Source organism: Haloferax sp. Atlit-48N (assembly GCF_003383015.2).
GTDB lineage: Archaea > Halobacteriota > Halobacteria > Halobacteriales > Haloferacaceae > Haloferax > Haloferax volcanii.
The window spans coordinates 1,788,808-1,802,621 of the sequence record NZ_CP137689.1; the positions used below are offsets into that span (position 1 = coordinate 1,788,808).

Here is a 13,814-nt window from a genome sequence, read left to right on the forward strand (position 1 = left end):
CCTTAGGCGGGGGTGGGTAAAACGAGTGTTCGTGTCGAAAGCGACTGTCCGTCGCTCGACCTACTTGTGCGCGAAGTAGACGACCGTCTCGTCGTCGCCGCGGTCGTCCACGCGGACGAAGCCGACGCGCTCGAACTGGACGAGTTCGTCCTCGGGCGCGTCACCGAAATCGGGTTCAGCGACGCCCGTCACGTCGCCGTCCATGGTGCGCATGCGGACCGGGACGCCGTCGGTCGGTGCCCAGTGAATCACGTCTACGTCGCCCTCGCGGACCACGTCGAGGGCGTCGCCGGTGGCGACGAGCGAGTCGCCCTCGCGGCGGACCGCGCCGAAGCCCTTCAGCCAGACGCGCTCGCCCTCGGCGGGCACGTCGCCCGATTCGAGGAGGACGCTGTCGCCGACGGGGATGTCGCGGGTGCCGCGCTCCTCGAAACTCGGGTGGAGCGGCGGGTGGGCGCTGTCGGGGCCGCCCTCGACGGCGAACGCCTCCCCGTCCCGAACGAGGAAGTAGCGGTCCGTGTCGTCGTCGACGAGGTCGCGGTTGTTCGCGTAGACGGTCGACATCGAGAGGTCGACATTCGAGGTGGAGGTGCCGAGGCCGACCATCGCGTCCACTATGGCCTGCCCGCGGATGCCGCGGCGGCGGAGGCTCTTGATGGTCGGCACGCGCGGGTCGTCCCAGCCCTCGACCTCGCCCGCGTCGATGCGTTCCTTGATGCTCGACGTGGACATCTTCACGTCGTAGGCGTCGACCTGCACGTGGCCCCAGTGGACGACTTCGGGGTAGTCCCAGCCGAAGTAGTCGTAGACGAACTGCTGGCGCTTCGCGGAGTCCTGGAGGTCGATGCCGCGGATGATGTGGGTGACGCCCGTGAGGTGGTCGTCGACGCCGGACTGGAAGTCGAGCATCGGCCACGCGCGGTAGTCGGCCGCCTCCTCGCGGGGGTGCGGCGTGTCTATCATGCGGAAGGCGACCCAGTCGCGCAGCGCGGGGTTCTTGTGCTCGATGTCGGTCTTGACGCGGAGAACCATCTCGCCCGAACTGTACTCGCCTGCGACCATGTCCTCGAACTCCTCGCGGGTCGTCTCGGGGTCCTTGTCGCGGTGCGGACAGGGCTTCCCGTCGTTCTTCAGGTTCGAGAACTCCTCGCCCGAACACGAGCAGGTGTACGCGCCGCCCATCTCGATGAGTTCGCGGGCGTGGTCGTAGTACGTCTCCACCCGGTCGGAGGCGCGAATCACGTCGTCGGGCTCGAACCCGAGGTAGTCGATGTCGTCGAGGATGGCGTCGTACGCCGTCAGGTCCGGTCGCTTCGTCTCCGGGTCGGTGTCGTCGAACCGAACGATAAACGAGCCGTCGTACATCTCCTTGTACGTCCCGATGACCGCGGGCATGCGGGCGTGGCCGAGGTGCCACGGGCCGTTGGGGTTCGGCGCGGCGCGCATGCGGACCTCGTCGTACGCCTCGACGTTCGGAAGGTCGGGGAGCAGCGAGTCGTCCGCCTCTTCTTCGGCTTCCATCTCAGCGAGTTCCTCGGGCGCGAGGTCTTCGAGTCGCTCGCGCTTTTCGCCCGCCGACAGCCGGTTGACCTCGGCGACGACGGGGCCGATGAGGCCCGGAATCTCGCCGCCGTGCTGTCGGAAGTCGGGGTTTTCGCCCATCAGCGGGCCCATAATCGCGCCCACGTCGGCGTCGCTGTCGTGTTTCACCGCGTTGAGAAGCGCGTGCTTCTCGGCCTCTCGCTCGATGCGCTCTCGAAGCTCGTCGTCCATTACCGTTCGCTTCCGCGGCGCGCCTAAAAACAGGCCCGGATTGCGGGGAAGGGTCCTCGCGCGGGCAGGGGTACGGTACATGTTAGCATTTCAGAGCAGATATGAGTTGCGGCGGGGCTCGGTGGCGGACGGTCGAAAGAAAAGCCCGCACGACAGCGGTTCGCTGTGGGCTCGGGGTGCGCCGCGCGCTCAGTAGCCGCGGGTGATGAGGTAGTCCGCGATGTCGCACAGCAGGTCGCGGGCCTCGTTGTCCGGGAGGACGTCGAGCCGCGATTTGGCCTGTTCGGTGAGGTCTTCGGCCATCTCGCGGGCGTAGTCGATGCTGCCCGCCTCGTTCAGTTCGGCGACGGCGGCCTCGACGGCGTCTTCGGTGAGTTCCTCGGCCGTCTCGGCGTCGACGAGGTCGTCCACGTCGATGCCCTGCTGGCGCGCGTGAAGCGAGATGATGGTCTCTTTGTTCTCCACGAGGTCCGAGCCGCGCTGTTTGCCGAGCTGGTCGGACGGCACGGTCAGGTCGAGCACGTCGTCTTGAATCTGGAACGCGCTGCCGGACGCGATGCCGTACTGGTAGAGCGCCTCGACGACCTCGTCGTCGGCGCCCATGACGACCGCCGGAACGGCGGCCGCGGTCCCGTAGAGCACCGCCGTCTTCAGTTCGACCATCTGGAGGTACTCGTCGGGGAGCACCTCGGTGCGGCGCTCGAACTCGATGTCGAGCGCCTGCCCCTCGCAAATCTGCGTGCAGGTGGTCGCGAGCCGGCGGACGGCTTCGAGGCCGTCGGCGGGGTCCGCGCCCGTCTTCGTCAGGAGTTCGAACGCCTTGGCGTACAGCGTGTCGCCGGCGAGGATGGCGGTCGAGTTGTCGTACTCCTTGTGGACCGCCGGGACGCCGCGACGGAGGTCGTCGTCGTCCATGATGTCGTCGTGGATGAGCGTGAACGACTGGATGACCTCGATGCTCACGGCCGCGACCATCACGTCGATGGGGTCGCCCGCGAGCGTCGGGAACGCCCGGTAGTCCTCCGACATCGGTTCGACGTCCGCGAGGGACTCCGCGGTCAGGAGGGAGACGGTCGGCCGGAGGCGTTTGCCGCCGGCTTTCAGGAGGTACCGTGAGGCCTCGTAGAGCCGTTCGGGCTCGGCCATCGGTACGTCCTCGTCGAGCGCGTCGTTGACGAGTTCGCGCCGCTCGCGAATCGCCTCGAGCACCCGCTTTTCCGTCGCGTCGGGAGTCATCACTCCACCAGCTGAATCATGTTGCCGTTCCGCGTGACGTGGAGGTCGCGACCGAGGGCGTAGCCCTGACTCTCCGCGAGGTCCACGTACGGAGCGAAGCCTTTCAGGTTCTGGTGAGCCGGGATGACGTGCTGGGGCTGGAGCGCCTGGAGCATCTCGTAGTGGCCCTCCTCTCGGAGGTGGCCCGAGACGTGAATCTCGTCGTAGATGCGCGCGCCCTGCATGCGCAGGAGGCGTTCGGACTGGTAGCGCTGGCCCTCGTTCGTCGGCTCCGGGATGACCCGCGCCGAGAAGATGACCTTGTCGCCGTCGTCAATCTCGTACGGCGTCTCGCCGCGGCCCATGCGGGTGAGCATCGCGCGCGGCTCGCCCTGGTGGCCCGTGACGATGGGCAGGTAGTTCTCCTTGCCCTCCTTCATGATTCGCTTGAAGGTGCGGTCGACGGACTTGCGGTGGCCGTACATCCCGAGGTCGTCGGGGAGGTCGACGAAGCCGAGGCGCTCGGCCGTGCCGGAGTACTTCTCCATCGAGCGGCCGAGGAGGACCGGCTGGCGGCCGATATCCTTGGCGAACTCGACGAGCGAGGAGACCCGGGAGATGTGCGACGAGAACGTCGTCGCTACGATGCCGCCGTCGTAGTCCTCGACGGAGGTCATCACGTCTTTGAGGTGGCGGCGCGCGACGGACTCGGAGGGCGTGCGGCCCTTCCGGCCGGCGTTCGTACAGTCTTCGATGTACGCGAGCACGCCGTTGCCCTCGCGGCCGATTTCGCGGAAGCGCTTCATGTCGATGGGGTCTTCGAGGACCGGCGAGTGGTCCATGCGCTTGTCGAGGCCGTAGACGATTGCGCCCTCGGGCGTGTGGATGACCGGGTTGATGGCGTCGATGATGGAGTGGGTGACGTGGACGAATTCGAGTTCGACCTGTCCGGAGTCGCCGATGGACATCGTCGACCCGGCTTCCATCTTGACGAGGTCGTTGTTGACGTTGAACTTGTTCTCGCCTTCGATCTGCTGTTTCACCAGTTCGATGGTGAAGGGCGTGGCGACGACGGGGGCGTCGTAGCGGTGGGCGAGCTTGGAGATGGCCCCGATGTGGTCGAGGTGGCCGTGCGTGGGGACGATGGCCTGCACGTCTCCTTCGAGGTCGCTCATGACCCGGTCGTCCGGGATAGCGCCCATGTCGATGAGGTCGAGGCTGTGCATCTTTTCGGTCTCGACGTTGTCGTGGATGAGGACCTGCGACAGGTTGAGACCCATGTCGAAGACGACGACGTCGTCTCCGGCACGGACGGCCGTCATCTGACGGCCGACTTCTTCGTATCCGCCTATGGTTGCGATTTCGATTTCCATGGTTTGTGTGTCTCGATATTCCGAGCATCGAAAGCCACGATGTGGCGAAGGTGCTCACGGAAAGACGGGTGTCTGGGGGCCACCGGCCCCGGCGTCTTGCAGCTCGTCGGTCGAATGACCCCGCGTACGAGACGGCCCGAACCGGTCGATTTGGGCGCGCCCGCACTTACCCGCGGGTTTCTGGTACTGAGTTCTACTCGCGGGGGTACTAAAAACTACGTGGGTTCATCGCGCCCGCACGCCCGGGGTCGTGAGAGAACATCTCACGTGAGACGAGGATTCCCTCGCCCGACGACGATTTCGACCCGGACGGTCGGATTCGACGGCCATCTCGCACTGTCGGTCCGGCACATTTAAGATAACTACGAGACGGATTTGATGCATGAGCGGCCGACCTCTCGACGTCCTCGAAGCGTCACTCGACGAGCCGGTGACGGTTCTCCTCAAGGACGGAAACGCGTACTTCGGCGTCCTCGCTGGTTACGACCAGCACATGAACGTCGTACTCGAAGAAGCGCTGGACGAAGACACCGTGCCCGGGGATATCGAACTCGAGCAAGTCCAAGACACAACCATTATACGCGGCGATAACGTCGTCACCATCAAAGCATGACGGGTGCAGGAACCCCCAGCCAAGGAAAGAAGAACAAGACGACGCACGTCAAGTGCCGTCGCTGCGGCGAGAAGTCCTACCACGTGAAGAAGAAGGTCTGCTCGTCTTGCGGCTTCGGTAAGTCGAAGAAGCGTCGGAGCTACGCCTGGCAGTCGAAGTCCGGCGACAACTAACGACTCTCGACGGTCTCCGACCGTCTCTGTCTTCTCTCTCGCCGTCTGCGGCGAGAACGAACCCGCGTTCCTGACTCCCGGTTCGTCTTCGACCCCGTGACACTCGCTAGCACCGAGTACGGCGTCCCACCCCCGACCTGCGTGCAGTTCTCACCACTTTCCAGACAACCGCTACCGCCCCGAGCCGACGCTGTCGCCGCGGCCGACGAGACCAGCCCCGGGTGCGTCGCTTCCGTTCTCGTCGGGTTACGCGCCGGCTCGTAGTCGCCGCCCCGCTCCGTAAACATATGCACTAACGTGGATATTTATCGGTTGGGGACCCCGTCGTTACTGCATAAGGACGGGTTTTTTACCCCCTCGACTCTCTATCATCTTCCATGGTAACTGGGCGGGACGACTCCCACCACCACATCGGCGGACCGACCGAGAAGTGCGGTGTCGTCGGCGTCGCACTCGGCGGTCGAGACGCCGCACGGCCCCTCTACTACTCGCTGTACGCCCTCCAGCACCGGGGACAAGAGTCCGCAGGCATCGTCACCCACGACGGGTTCCAACAGCACAGTCACGTCCAGATGGGTCTCGTCGGCGACGCGTTCGGTGCCGACGACCTCGACGGCCTGAAGGGCGAAGCCGGCATCGGCCACGTCCGCTACCCAACCGCGGGCGACGTGTCGAAGTCGTGCGCCCAGCCGTTCGCCGTCTCGTTCAAGTCGGGCTCGCTCGGTCTCGCGCACAACGGCAACCTCGTCAACGCCGACGAACTCCGCGACGAACTGGAGAACTTCGGCCACGCCTTCACCTCCACGGGCGACACCGAGGTCATCGCCCACGACCTCGCGCGCAACCTCCTCGAAGAGGACCTCGTCCGCGCCGTCAAGCGAACGATGGAGCGCATCCACGGCTCGTACGCGCTCACCATCATGCACGACGAGACGGTCCTCGGCGTGCGCGACCCCGAGGGGAATCGGCCGCTCTGCATCGGGAAAGTCGACGACGGCTACGTGCTCGCCTCCGAGTCGGCCGCCATCGACACGCTCGACGGCGAACTCGTCCGCGACGTGAAGCCGGGCGAACTCGTCGTCCTCGAACCCGACGGCTCCGGCTTCGACTCGTATCAACTGGTCGAACGCGACAACACGGCCCACTGCTTTTTCGAGCACATCTACTTCGCCCGCCCGGACTCCGTGATGAACGACACGCTCGTCTACGAGGCCCGCCGGGGACTCGGTCGGAAGCTCTGGGACGAAAACGGCGTCGACACCGACGTGGTCATGCCCGTCCCCGACTCGGGCCGCGCGTTCGCCTCCGGCTACGCCGAGGCCGCACAGGAAGACGACGCGACCGTCGAGTTCGCTGAGGGGCTGATGAAGAACCGCTACGTCGGCCGGACGTTCATCATGCCGACCCAAGACGAGCGCGAGCGCGCCGTGCGCCTGAAGCTCAACCCCATCAAGAGCACCGTCGAGGGGAAGTCCGTGACGCTCATCGACGACAGCATCGTCCGCGGGACGACCTCGAATCAGCTCGTGCAACTCTTGTACGACGCCGGCGCGACCGAGGTCCACATGCGCATCGGCGCGCCGCCCATCGTCGCGCCCTGTTACATGGGCATCAACATGGCCACCCGCGAGGAGCTCATCGCCTCGGACAAGTCAGTCGAGGAGGTCCGCGACACCATCGACGCCGACAGCCTCGGTTACCTCTCTATCGACTCCGTGGCCGAAGTGCTCGAAAAGTCCCAAAGCGACCTCTGTCTCGGCTGTGTCACCGGCGAGTACCCCTACGACATCGACGGCGAGGAAACCGACCGCGACGTGAGTCGCCCCGTCGTCGGCGCCGAAGCGCCGCTGAGCGACTGAGTCTCACCGACGCCCGTCCGACCTGCCGACCCGTCCGACCCGCCGACCTCTCGACACAGAAGACAGTCACCGAGAGCCGCGATAGCATAGTCAACGCGGCCTTTCTTTTCTCTCGCGCCCGTCGTTCGGACCGTACTCCGACTCGCCGAGGACCGGGTTGCGGGCGGAGTACGGAGTGCGAATCGACGGGGCGGACGCCGCGGGAGGGCTCGCACGCCCCGTCTCTGTGACCTGCCGGTCGCACCACGTACTACCGCCCGTCCGAACTAACGGCCCTCGGGCCGCGCGCTCCGCCGCGGGCGTCGGACGGGTACTCCCTTGGAACGCCCGAGCGACGGCGCTCGCCGTCCCTCTCAGTAGATGACGTAGAGGAGGACGTAGACGACGTTTCCGAGGACGAACGAGACGAGCCACAGCGAGGCCGCGACGCGGCCGAACCGAGCGTGTTCGGTTCCGAAGACTTCGGTTATCGGTCGCGTCAGTGCCAACAGCAGGACGTAGTAGACGACGGGGACGCAGACGATAGCCAGAAGGATGTGAATCGCCAGCGTCGGGAGGTAGACGAACTGATAGACTGCGTCGGGGCCGGGGAACTCGGCGGTCCCCTGAACGACGACCTTGTAGAGATAGAGGACGAGGAACGTCGCAAACAGGAGGAACGAGGCGAGCATCATGCGCCGGTGGCGCTCGATGTCGCCGCGGCGGACGAACCGGACGCCGGCGAGGATGGTGACGATGGCGACGGTGCTGATGACCGCGTTGACGTGCGGAATCGCGTTCAGCGCGGCCGCCGGCGCGGTCGGAATCGCGGCGCGGGGAATCGCGCCGAGCGCCGCGCCGAAGACGAGCGCGAGCGACAGTACCGAGAGGAGAGCGGTCAGTCCGCGGACGTGGTCGCGTGCTCGGAACTCCATGGGCGTACTCCGGGGCCGCGAGGCCAAAATCGTTCGGTCGCCCGACCGCGGTACGACGCCTGCAAACGCCCGACATTGCCGAGTCGAAAGGAAAGTCATTTAAATTACCGCGGGGTAACGGAGAGTGCAGTAAGACACAGCGAGCGTGGGTAGCCAAGCCAGGCCAACGGCGCAGCGTTGAGGGCGCTGTCCTGTAGAGGTCCGCCGGTTCAAATCCGGTCCCACGCATCGCAAGATGCAGGTGACGTCCCTACACGGACATCACCCACGCACAATCCTTCCACGAAACTACATCCCCGAGAGGTGCTCCTCTCTGGATTTCTCTGAACCGCTCTCCGACAGCGAGAGCGCTGTCCTGTAGCGGTCCGCCGGTGAGAATCCGGCTCGCCGGATTCGAACGTCGAGACGAGCGAAGCGAGTCTCGGAAGTTCAAATCCGGTCCCACGCATCGCATGTGCGGACTCACAGTCCGCAATGAGGCGGCGTAGCCGCCGAATGATGCAGGTGACGTCCCTACACGGACATCACCCACGCACAATCCTTCCACGAAACTACACCCCGAGAGGCATCCTTCTCCGGGTTTTTTCGGTGTTCACCGGCCAGTGGCCGTGCAACCGTCGACCTCGGTCTCGGCCGCATCCCCGTGCCGCGAGTTTAAAAGGGTCGAACGAGTAACACGCGGCATGGCCAAGTACTCGACGAACCGGGGCGGTGGCGGCGGCGACGGCGACAGTTGCGAACTCTGCGGCCGAAGCACCGCGAAGCTCCGGCGTGCGAACGTGGCCGGCGCGGACCTGTTGGTCTGTCCGGACTGCGCGCCGCACGGCGAGAACCGCCACGCGGACCGAAAAAGCGGGTCGAGCGACGCCTCCCGGGACAGCTCATCGGGGAACCGCAAGAAGCGCGCCGCCCAGCGCACCGCCAAGCTGTACGACAGCGCGAAGGGCGACTCCAAACACTGGGAGGAAAAAGGGACGAACTACGAGAAAGACCGGCTTCCCTACCTCGTCTCCGGCTACGGCGGCGTCGTCGAGTCCGCCCGGCAGGACGCCGGGCTCCAGCTCGCTGAACTCGCGGACGAACTCGACCTCGACGAGAAGCAACTGCTCGCCATCGAGCAGGGCCGCGCCACGCGGGCGAACGTCGGGGGGTCGGCCATCCGCGCCCTCGAAGAGCGCCTCGGCGTGACCCTCGTCGACGAGTAGCACGATTTTTCTCGGTCGGGCGTCTCGACGCGCACATGTCCGACTCACTCGCACCCGACTCCCCGACGGTCCGGGCGTTCGACGCGACGGTGACGCGCGTCGACGGTCGGTCGGTCGTCCTCGACGAGACGTACTTCTATCCAGAAGGCGGCGGCCAGCCCGCCGACCGGGGCGTTCTCGGCGGCGTCGACGTCGAACACGTCCGCACGAACGCCGACGGCGCGGTCGTCCACGACCTCGCGGCCGACCCCGACTTCGCCGCTGGCGACGAGGTGACGGGCGTCGTCGACGACGACTTCCGGACGTACTGCATGCGGGCGCACACCGCGAGTCACGTTCTCTACGGCGCGGGTCGCCGCATCTTCGACGACCTCGGCTACGGCGGCTTCGACATCTCCGCGGAGAAGGTCCGCGTCGACTTCGAGACCTCGACCGAGGTCGACGACGACGCGCTCGTCGAACTGGAGCGCCTCGTCAACCGGGCGGTGTGGGACAGCCGCGAGGTGTCGTGGGAGGAGATTCCCGTCGCGGAGGCCCGCGACCGCGAGGAAATCGCGTTCAACGTCAAGACCGAGGAAGGCGTCTTCTCCGAGTCCGAAACCGTCCGAGTCGTCTCCATCGACGGCTGGGACTGGGCGGCCTGCGGCGGCACGCACGTCTCGAACACCGTCGAAATCGGGCCGGTCGAGGTGCTCGGCCGGTCGAACCCCGGCGAGGGTCTCACCCGCGTCGAGTTCGCGGTCGGGCCGTCGGCCGTCGACCGCCGCGCCGCGGTCCGCGGGTCCGCCTACGAGGCCGCCCGAGCGCTCGGGACGAACCTCGACGGCCTCGGAGAGTCAGCCGCCGCAGTCGCGGCCGCGCGCGAAGAACTGGAGTCCGAACTCGCGGACCTCAAGTCCGAGGTACTGCGCTCCCGACTCGCGGACTTCGAGACGGTCGAACGCGACGGGCTGACGTGGAACGTCGGTGCAGTCTCGGGCTTCGACGCGAACGAGGTCGGGGAGGCCGCCAAAGAGGCCCGCGACGGAGCGGCCGTAGACGTGTTCGTCGCCGTCGGCGAATCGGACGCGCCGTTCGTCGTCGTCGCCAGCGCCGGCGACGCGGCCGCCGGGGAGGTCGTCGCCGAGGTGACAGACGAGTTCGGCGGCGGTGGCGGCGGCGGGCCGACGTTCGCGCAGGGCGGCGGTCTCGGCGCGCCGGCCGACGAGGTTCTCGCGTACCTACGCGACTGAGTGGAGTCCCGCACAGCGACCGAGACTGTGGCGTGCTGACGCCCGACGGACGACCGGCGGTTCAATCATCTTTTTCAATGATGGTCCGTACTCATCACCATGGAAACCGTAGGGTCTGCCACGGGTCTGACCGACGAGCAACGGGCCATCCGCGACGTGGTCCACGAGTTCGCCGTCGAGGAGATTCGCCCGACTGCGCGCGAGGCCGACGAGACGGAGGCGTTCCCGGAGGACGTGTGGGACGGCCTCGCTGACCTCGACCTGACCGGCCTGACCGTCCCCGAGGAGTACGGCGGGTTCGGTGCCGACCGAGCCACCTACGCCGTCGTCAACGAGGAGGTCGCCTACGGCCAACTCGCCGTCGCCACCGCGCTCTCCGTGCACTGTCTCGCCACCGAGTGCATCGCCGAGTTCGCGACCGACGAACAGAAGGAAACGTGGCTCCCCGAGATGGTCCGCGGCCGACCGGTCGGCATGTTCGGCCTCTCCGAGCCGGACGCGGGGTCAAACCCCGCCGAGATGTCGACGGTCGCCCGGCGCGAGGGTGACGAGTACGTCATCAACGGCAAAAAGCAGTGGATAACGAACGGCCAGCGCGGCGGCGTCTGCATCCTCTTCGCCAAGACCGACCACGACGACCCCTCGTCGGTCACGCAGTTCCTCGTTCCGGAGTCGGCCGGCTACGAGGTCGGCAAGAAAGAGGAGAAACTCGGGCTCCGCGCGTCCGACACGACGGCGCTGCTCTTCGACGACGTGCGCATTCCTGCGGAAAACCGACTCACTGAGGAGGGCAAGGGCCTCTCTGCGGCCTTCCGCATTCTGACCGGCGGTCGCATCGGCATCGCCTCGCAGGCCGTGGGACTCGCGCAGGCCGCGCTCGACGACGCCATCGACTACGCGAACGAGCGCGAGCAGTTCGACAAGCCCATCTCGAAGATTCAGGCGATTCGCCACAAAATCGCGGACATGGGCACGCAGGTCCACGCTTCGCGGATGCTCGTCCGCGAGGCCGCCCGCGTCGCCGACGCCGGCGACGACCCGCGGACCGCGGCGTCTATCGCGAAGTACTTCGCCAGCGAGGCCGCGGTCGACGTGACCAACGAGGCCGTGCAGGTCCACGGCGGCTACGGCTACACCACCGACTTCGACGTGGAGCGGTACTACCGCGACTCGAAGATTACGACCATCTACGAGGGAACCAGCGAGATTCAAAAAGAGATTATCGCGCGGTCGCTCCTCGACTGAACGGGCGAGCAGACCTCTTTTTCAGCCGGTCGAGTCGCTCACGGACTCCGGGCGAGCGTCGGCAGCCTTCGCTCGCGGACCACGTCGACGGCGGCGACGCCCGCGAGGAGGAGACAGCCGACGAGCGTCACCCACGCGCCGGCCGCCGAGACGAACGTCTCGTCCCACAGCTGGATGAACCGCAGGACTGCGACGGTCCCGACGACGCCGACGACGAGTTCCGCGCGTCGGGAGCGCCGTCCGGCGAGCGCGGCCACGGAGAGCAAAACGACGGTCGGGAGGAGGACGATACCGTGGACGAGTTCCAGCCCGTTTCCCATGCCGCCGTAGTAGACGTCTATGACCGGCCCCTCGTGGGCCGGGTCGACCTGTATCCACGGGAGGAAGACGCCGGCCGCGACGACGAGCGACGGGAGGATCGGCGCGAGGCGGTCGCGGAGCGCGGATGCCATGCGGGAAGCGACGCCGGGGTCCCGTATAGGCCTTCGCCCGAAGCGTCTTTTCCCCGCGGTGCCCTACTGCGGGCAATGACGCTCCCCGACCTCTCGGCGTTCGACGCGGTCGTCTACGACCTCGACGGGACGCTCGTCGACCTCCGCGTCGACTGGAACGACGCCGCCAGCGACGCCGCGGCCGTCCTACGGAACGCCGGCGTCGATGCCGACTCGCTGGACCTCTGGAAGATGCTCGACGCGGCCGACGACGCCGGCGTCCGCGACGACCTAGAGCGAGAGCTCGCGGCCCACGAACGGGAGGGCGCGTGGCTCTCCGACCGCCTTCCCCTCGCGGACCACCTCGCCGATGACGGCGTCCCCTCCGGCGTCTGCTCGCTCAACGCCGAGGACGCCTGCCGGGTCGCGCTCGACGTGCACGACCTTTCGGACCACGTCGACGCCGTCGTCGGCCGCGACAGCGTGGCGACGCGCAAGCCCGACCCGGAGCCGTTGCTCACGACGCTCGAACGCATGGCGGTCGACCCCGACTCGGCCGTGTTCGTCGGCGACTCGGCCCGCGACGAGGTGACGGCCGACCGCGCCGGCGTCGCCTTCAGATACGTCGACGGCGGTCCCGCCGGCGTTTGAGCGAGGGTCGAAGGAACTGGACTGGTCTGAACAGAGCAGAAGCTACGACGGGAGCAAACAGGCGGCACGGTCGCTCCGCCGGGCGGCGTGCCGCGCTCCCGCGTTGCGCCCGGCGGCGATGCTCAACGCACGGGGGCGCTGGCCGCGGAATCCGTGATAAATCTCCGCACCGGCGCGGCCGTTAAGCCCGCGGAGTCCTACGCTCACCCATGGAATTCTCCGTCTCGTACTACTGTCCGCACTGCGGCGCGGTCGTCGAACTCGAACGCGACGGCTATCTGGCCGACAAGTCGGTGACGCCGTACCCGCTCGAAGGATGGGCGTACGCCGACCCGTCAGACGACTTCGAAGACGCCGAAGGCGTCCGGTTCGTCTGCGGCGAGGGCGCGGATGAGAACGCGGGTGCGAGTGAGGGCGACTCACCCCTGTCGTGGACCGGCGACGTGGTCGACGCCGACGACGTCGAACAGCCCGGAGTGGCGTCGCCCTGCGGCCGCGAGTTCTACCTTTCGTTCGTCAGATACGAGGACGGCCGCGAGGTCGAGGCGGTGCCCGAGAGCGACTACGTCGTCATCGGCGGACGCGGCCCCTCGGGGCCGCCCGGCCCGCGAGGACCGGACGCGGGGCCGCGCGGTCCCGGCGGGTTCTGAGCCTCGTCCGCGACTCGCACGCTCGTTGGCGCAACGACGACACCGCTCACCTCGTGCGAGCACGCATCAGCTCGTATTCAATAGCTCACGCGCCGACTATCCACCATGGTTCCCGTTCAGTCCTCGTTCGGTCTCGGCGACGCGCTGTTCTTCGCGCCGTTCGTCGCCCTCGCCGTCGTCATCTTCGCGTTCGCCGGCGCGGTTGTCTACCTCGAACACAGAAAAGAGATGGCGCTCATCGAGCGCGGCCACTACGACGAGGGCGACCGCGACTCGCGGGCGTGGATTCTCGGCGGCGGCCTGCTCGTCCTCGCCATCGGTCTCGGGAGCGTCGTCTCGGCGCTCCTCTCGGGCGGCGCGGTCGGTGACGGCGTGACCGCGGTGTTCGTCGGTCTCGCGGCGCTCGCGTACTACTTCTACAAGCGCCGCGCGGTCGGGACGACCGTCGCCTGAGCCGCGAAACGCGGTCGGGTCGGGGAC

The 13,814-nt window shown here is 67.0% G+C and carries 14 protein-coding genes and 1 tRNA gene; 10 read left to right on the forward strand and 5 right to left on the reverse strand.

The window, feature by feature from the left end; translation table 11 throughout:
- Positions 1-60 precede the first annotated feature (60 nt).
- From DEQ67_RS09635 to DEQ67_RS09645, 3 genes are all read right to left on the reverse strand, one after another.
- Positions 61-1,773, reverse strand: a complete 1,713-nt coding sequence (locus tag DEQ67_RS09635) for a glutamate--tRNA ligase (RefSeq protein WP_115891500.1) — start codon at positions 1,771-1,773, stop codon at positions 61-63.
- A 189-nt stretch (positions 1,774-1,962) separates the two neighbouring features.
- Positions 1,963-3,009, reverse strand: a complete 1,047-nt coding sequence (idsA3, locus tag DEQ67_RS09640) for a geranylfarnesyl diphosphate synthase (protein ID WP_004042941.1) — start codon at positions 3,007-3,009, stop codon at positions 1,963-1,965.
- Positions 3,009-4,361, reverse strand: a complete 1,353-nt coding sequence (locus DEQ67_RS09645; protein ID WP_004061394.1) for a ribonuclease J — start codon at positions 4,359-4,361, stop codon at positions 3,009-3,011. Before DEQ67_RS09645 ends, idsA3 begins: the two co-directional genes overlap by 1 nt.
- Before the next feature lie 382 nt (positions 4,362-4,743).
- Here DEQ67_RS09645 and DEQ67_RS09650 point away from each other — a divergent pair, with 382 nt between their 5' ends.
- The 3 genes from DEQ67_RS09650 to purF all read left to right on the forward strand — a co-directional run bounded on the left by DEQ67_RS09650 (position 4,744) and on the right by purF (position 7,006).
- Positions 4,744-4,974: an LSM domain-containing protein gene (locus tag DEQ67_RS09650; protein ID WP_004042938.1), complete on the forward strand. Its 231-nt coding sequence runs from the start codon at positions 4,744-4,746 to the stop codon at positions 4,972-4,974.
- Positions 4,971-5,147: a 50S ribosomal protein L37e gene (locus DEQ67_RS09655; RefSeq protein WP_004042936.1), complete on the forward strand. Its 177-nt coding sequence runs from the start codon at positions 4,971-4,973 to the stop codon at positions 5,145-5,147. Before DEQ67_RS09650 ends, DEQ67_RS09655 begins: the two co-directional genes overlap by 4 nt.
- Before the next feature lie 377 nt (positions 5,148-5,524).
- Positions 5,525-7,006 carry an amidophosphoribosyltransferase gene (purF, locus tag DEQ67_RS09660; RefSeq protein ID WP_004061396.1) on the forward strand — a complete coding sequence of 494 codons (1,482 nt, stop codon included), beginning with the start codon at positions 5,525-5,527 and terminating at the stop codon, positions 7,004-7,006.
- Between the two features lie 353 nt (positions 7,007-7,359).
- Here the strand turns inward: purF and DEQ67_RS09665 are convergent, their stop codons facing one another.
- Positions 7,360-7,920 (reverse strand): DUF420 domain-containing protein, encoded by a 561-nt coding sequence (locus DEQ67_RS09665; protein ID WP_004042923.1) that lies wholly within the window; start codon positions 7,918-7,920, stop codon positions 7,360-7,362.
- A 143-nt stretch (positions 7,921-8,063) separates the two neighbouring features.
- On the opposite strand from DEQ67_RS09665, the gene DEQ67_RS09670 reads away from it, so the two are divergent.
- From DEQ67_RS09670 to DEQ67_RS09685, 4 genes are all read left to right on the forward strand, one after another.
- Positions 8,064-8,148, forward strand: a tRNA-Leu gene (locus DEQ67_RS09670).
- A 455-nt stretch (positions 8,149-8,603) separates the two neighbouring features.
- Positions 8,604-9,125: a helix-turn-helix domain-containing protein gene (locus DEQ67_RS09675; RefSeq protein WP_115802811.1), complete on the forward strand. Its 522-nt coding sequence runs from the start codon at positions 8,604-8,606 to the stop codon at positions 9,123-9,125.
- A 35-nt stretch (positions 9,126-9,160) separates the two neighbouring features.
- Complete coding sequence (locus DEQ67_RS09680; RefSeq protein WP_115802812.1) at positions 9,161-10,357, forward strand: alanyl-tRNA editing protein; 1,197 nt, start codon at positions 9,161-9,163, stop codon at positions 10,355-10,357.
- A 99-nt stretch (positions 10,358-10,456) separates the two neighbouring features.
- Positions 10,457-11,602, forward strand: a complete 1,146-nt coding sequence (locus DEQ67_RS09685; RefSeq protein ID WP_115891499.1) for an acyl-CoA dehydrogenase family protein — start codon at positions 10,457-10,459, stop codon at positions 11,600-11,602.
- 38 nt (positions 11,603-11,640) lie between these two features.
- On the opposite strand, the gene DEQ67_RS09690 is transcribed toward DEQ67_RS09685, so the two are convergent.
- The gene (locus tag DEQ67_RS09690; protein ID WP_115861749.1) at positions 11,641-12,054 is read right to left on the reverse strand and encodes a hypothetical protein; all 414 of its coding nucleotides are present in this window, start codon (positions 12,052-12,054) and stop codon (positions 11,641-11,643) included.
- A gap of 75 nt (positions 12,055-12,129) precedes the next feature.
- On the opposite strand from DEQ67_RS09690, the gene DEQ67_RS09695 reads away from it, so the two are divergent.
- The 3 genes from DEQ67_RS09695 to DEQ67_RS09705 all read left to right on the forward strand — a co-directional run bounded on the left by DEQ67_RS09695 (position 12,130) and on the right by DEQ67_RS09705 (position 13,787).
- On the forward strand, positions 12,130-12,684 hold the full coding sequence (locus DEQ67_RS09695; RefSeq protein WP_115861751.1) for an HAD family hydrolase: 555 nt from the start codon (positions 12,130-12,132) through the stop codon (positions 12,682-12,684).
- Positions 12,685-12,893: 209 nt separating this feature from the next.
- The gene (locus DEQ67_RS09700; RefSeq protein WP_115861753.1) at positions 12,894-13,334 is read left to right on the forward strand and encodes a hypothetical protein; all 441 of its coding nucleotides are present in this window, start codon (positions 12,894-12,896) and stop codon (positions 13,332-13,334) included.
- A 105-nt stretch (positions 13,335-13,439) separates the two neighbouring features.
- Entirely contained in the window at positions 13,440-13,787 is a 348-nt protein-coding gene (locus DEQ67_RS09705) for a hypothetical protein (RefSeq protein WP_004042910.1), read from the forward strand.
- Positions 13,788-13,814: the final 27 nt, after the last annotated feature.